The organism is Acetobacter zythi, from assembly GCF_963921165.1.
In the GTDB taxonomy this organism is placed as follows: domain Bacteria; phylum Pseudomonadota; class Alphaproteobacteria; order Acetobacterales; family Acetobacteraceae; genus Acetobacter.
In genome coordinates this window covers 1-2,319 of record NZ_CAWUEO010000024.1, presented here as the reverse complement: position 1 = coordinate 2,319, position 2,319 = coordinate 1, and the positions used below count along the sequence as shown (strand labels likewise).

Here is a 2,319-nt window from a genome sequence, read left to right as displayed (position 1 = left end):
TGGCAGGCGACGGTGGTCGAAGCTCAGGGAGTGGCTTGCGGGTAGTTTTGCATGACGGAGCGATGCCTCCATGTCGGCTTCCGCCCTCTTCTCGGCCGTGTTCAGACTTGCTCAAAGTTTCGATAAGCAGACCTTCTATATCGGCGACGCAAGCCAGGCCGCCAGTTGCCGGACCATGGATCTGGCGACACGGCCGGCGCCCAGCAGCGTGGCGGATGCGGGCCCACACCAGGAGCCATAACCCAGCAGCCAGAGACGTGGCTCCCTGACGGCCTGCTGCCCGTTAACACGGATCAAGCCGTCCGGCTCGATCACGTCGAGTGATGCAAATACACCGAGCGCGGGTCGGAAGCCGGTACACCAGATGATCCTATCGATGGCTTCTTCCCGCCCGTCGGGCCAGACGACGCCCGTCGCCGTCACACGTACAAACGGGCGCACCGCGTGGAGCACGCCTCGCTCCCTGGCGGCGCGCACAGGTGGGACCATGACGATATCGCCAAAGCCGCTGGTGGGCATGGCCGACGGGCCGCCGAGAACGCGAGCGGTCGCCCGCTCGAACAGGACCCGTCCGTCCACGTCATCGGGCAGAAAGATGGGATCATGCAGCGTGACCCATGTTGCCTGAGCGACAAGCGACAGCTCCGCCATAATCTGTGCCCCGGAGTTACCCCCACCTACCACCAGTACACGTCGGCCGGCAAAGGGCGCGGCATTCCGGTAATGGCTGGAATGGAGTTGCGTCCCGCCGAAGAGGTCACGCCCCGCGACATCGGGAACAAAGGGGGCTGACCACGTACCGGTCGCCCCGATAACCGCACGGCCAAGAAAATCACCCGCGCTGGTTCTGACAGTCAGAAGTTTTCCGTTCGCGCGCTCCACACACTCGACCATGACCGGACGGCGGATCGGCGGCGCATAGCGCGCCTCGTAGCGGTGCAGATAGTCCAACACCTCGTCACTGGTCGGATAGCCGCCATCCGGCGTGTCTGGCATCGGCCAGCCGGGCAGCGAACTGTAGGACGCGGGTGAAAACAGATGCAGGGAGTCCCAGCCATGCACCCATGCACCACCCGCCTGCGTCCCGTTATCAAGAATGACGTAACGCAGTCCGGTCCGTCGTAGAAAATACGACGCGGCGAGGGCCGCCTGACCGCCTTCCACGATCACAACATCGAACTGTTCCGCCATTGCCCGGCTCACAGACTTTCCGGGAGACGGAATTCCGCCTTGCGTTCGCTGTAGCGATCAACGAGGTAGTCGGCCCGGTCGCGCAGCAGCCATGTGAACTTCATCAGCTCCTCCATGACATCTACCATCCGGTCATAGAGGGGGGATGGCTTCATCCGGTCATCGTCACCGAACTGGGTATAGGCCATCGGCACGCTGGACTGATTGGGGACGGTGAACATCCGCATCCACCGGCCCAGCACCCGTAGGGCATTGACGGAATTGAAGCTCTGCGATCCGCCCGAAACCTGCATGACCGCCAGCGTGCGGCCCTGCGTCGGGCGGATCGAGCCTTCCGTCAGGGGCAACCAGTCGATCTGGTTCTTGAACACGGCAGTGATGTTGCCGTGCCGTTCGGGGCTGCACCAGACCTGGCCTTCAGACCAGATCGAGAGTTCCCGCAGTTCCCGCACCTTCGAATGACTTGCGGGCACGGAATCCGCTACCGGCAGGCCGGTCGGGTCGAACACCCGTGTCTCGGCCCCCAGCACCTTCAGGATGCGTTCTGCCTCAAGCACCAGCAACCGGCTGAAGGATCGGGGGCGTAAAGAGCCATAGAGCAGAAGGATACGCGGCGGATGATCCACACGCGGTTGCGGTTCCAGCCGCGCGAGATCGACCTGTTCAAGATATTCGGGGTGAAGGGCCGGCAAGTCAGGTTCGGTCATTGTGATATCGGTCCATTCATGCATTACGGCTGGCTGATTAGAGGCAGCCACAGGGCCAGCGCCAGGAGTGTGACCAGCAGGACGGGAGGTGTGATCACCAGACCCACCGTCATATATTGCCCCCATGTGACCCGATGGTTCTTGGAGGCCAGCACATGCAGCCACAGCAGGGTGGCGAGACTGCCGATCGGGGTAAATTTCGGCCCGAGGTCACAGCCAATGACGTTGGCGTAAACCATCAATTCGCGGGTCAGAGGCGTAATGTCGTGCGCCTGCTGGATCGCCAGCGCGCCGACCAGAACGCTGGGCATGTTGTTCATAACCGACGACAGGACCGCCGCCAGAAAGCCGGTGCCAAGCGTGGCGGTGAACGGACCCTGATGGCCAAGCCAGACCAGTGCCGCCGCCAGATGATCGGTCA

General features: G+C 62.7%; 3 protein-coding genes. All 3 read right to left on the bottom strand.

Annotated elements, in window-relative coordinates; all coding sequences use genetic code 11:
• Positions 1-135: 135 nt before the first annotated feature.
• A complete protein-coding gene (locus AABE20_RS10205; RefSeq protein WP_165992732.1) occupies positions 136-1,191 on the bottom strand; it encodes an ArsO family NAD(P)H-dependent flavin-containing monooxygenase in 1,056 nt (351 codons plus the stop codon).
• Positions 1,192-1,199: 8 nt separating this feature from the next.
• Entirely contained in the window at positions 1,200-1,898 is a 699-nt protein-coding gene (gene arsH / locus AABE20_RS10200) for an arsenical resistance protein ArsH (RefSeq protein WP_025440028.1), read from the bottom strand.
• A 23-nt stretch (positions 1,899-1,921) separates the two neighbouring features.
• Positions 1,922-2,319: ArsB/NhaD family transporter (locus tag AABE20_RS10195; RefSeq protein ID WP_338332968.1), on the bottom strand; the 398-nt coding region annotated here is incomplete at its 5' end.

What these genes read in the sequence shown, in the direction of transcription:
- arsH (WP_025440028.1), bottom strand. Translation starts at nt 1,898, where the DNA reads ATGACCGAACCTGACTTGCCGGCCCTTCACCCCGAATATCTTGAACAG.
- AABE20_RS10205 (WP_165992732.1), bottom strand. Translation starts at nt 1,191, where the DNA reads ATGGCGGAACAGTTCGATGTTGTGATCGTGGAAGGCGGTCAGGCGGCC.